This is a genomic window from Megasphaera cerevisiae DSM 20462 (genome assembly GCF_001045675.1).
GTDB classification, from domain to species: domain Bacteria; phylum Bacillota; class Negativicutes; order Veillonellales; family Megasphaeraceae; genus Megasphaera; species Megasphaera cerevisiae.
Map to the genome: position 1 here is coordinate 1 of NZ_LEKT01000116.1, position 1,374 is coordinate 1,374.

Below are 1,374 nucleotides of genomic sequence, written 5' to 3' on the forward strand. Positions count from 1 at the left end.
TGATATTGTCAATATCTCTTTACACTTTTTCCTCGAGGATATTCGATCTACGCTGCATCCTTCAATGAGCGGTAATACTGTTGTCTCTTAATCATTGGAGGTAATCCTCCATTGGTGGAGCAGATTCTTCGGTTATTCCAGTAACTAATGAAATATCTCCATATAATTGTTTTCATATGTTCAACAGTTGTTTTTGAAGCATTATATCGATTATAGATTAGTTCTTCCTTTAATCTTGCCCACATACTTTCGCAACGGGCATTATCATGGCATCTGCCACCTGCACTGTTCATACTTTGTACTATTCCGTATTGCTTAATTGTATTACGGTACAGCTCACTGGTGTACTGTGTTCCCCTATCACTATGCAGGATACAGCCACGAATTTCTGGATATGCTTTATATGTATTAATTATTGTTTGTTCACATAACGTGGCTTTCATATTTGTATCCATTGCTAATCCCAGTACTGCAGAATCGAAGCAGTCAAAAACTGCAGATACATACAGTTTTCCATCCAGACACTTTATTTCAGTCATATCTGTTACGCACTTGCTTAACGGTTTATCAGAATAGAAATCACGTTTAATTAAGTCATCAGATTTTCTGGCTTCTTTATCAGCTTTTGTGATTCCATTAGGTTTTCTTTTGGGTCTATGGCTAATACCGATTTCTTCCATAACACGGTATACAGTCCGTTCACTCGGAATCTCAATACCAGCAGGCTTTTTTAGCTCTAAAGCTTGACGCATTCTGATTCGTCCATAGGTATCATTGCATTCATCTTCAGCACAGATATCTAACATAGCATCTGCAAGAGACTGATATTTCCAAGGCTTATCTTTATATTTAAGATAATTGTGAAATCCCTGTCTGGTTACGCATAGGCTTTTACAATAGAATGAAATTTTACCTTTAATAGTGCCGTCTTCCGTTTTTATTGCAATAAATATCAATCTCTGTTTTTTGTTGACTTCCGACGGCTGGCGGCGAAAAAAGCGCTTGCTTCCTCAAGAAATTCATTCACTTCTTTAAGATGGCGATTCTCTTTGTCCAGTTCTTTAACACGCTTTTTAAGTTCAATAAGTTCCTCGTTAAGAGATAAGGCATTGGAAGCAGTATGAACAGCGTCTTTTGCGTCCAACCTACCCTCTTTGAAGGCTTTAACCCATGTATAGATAGTACTATCAGGAAGCCCCAGTTCCGTTGCGGCTTTGTGTCCACCAATCTCCTGAGCCAATTTTACAGCCTGTGATTTAAATTCTTGGTCATAAGTTTTTATAATTCGTTTTGCCATCTTATTTCTCCTATTCTCTATCAATTATATATCACAATCCTTGAGAATAGGGTGTCAATTTTTATTGTACAACATCA

Annotated in this window: 2 protein-coding genes; both read right to left on the reverse strand. The window is 37.3% G+C overall.

Annotation, left to right across the window (positions count from 1 at the left end; genetic code table 11):
• Positions 1–47: 47 nt before the first annotated feature.
• The gene (locus tag AB840_RS15235) at positions 48–956 is read right to left on the reverse strand and encodes an IS3 family transposase (RefSeq protein ID WP_048515664.1); all 909 of its coding nucleotides are present in this window, start codon (positions 954–956) and stop codon (positions 48–50) included.
• Positions 953–1,297 (reverse strand): transposase, encoded by a 345-nt coding sequence (locus AB840_RS15240; RefSeq protein ID WP_048515665.1) that lies wholly within the window; start codon positions 1,295–1,297, stop codon positions 953–955. Before AB840_RS15240 ends, AB840_RS15235 begins: the two co-directional genes overlap by 4 nt.
• Positions 1,298–1,374: the final 77 nt, after the last annotated feature.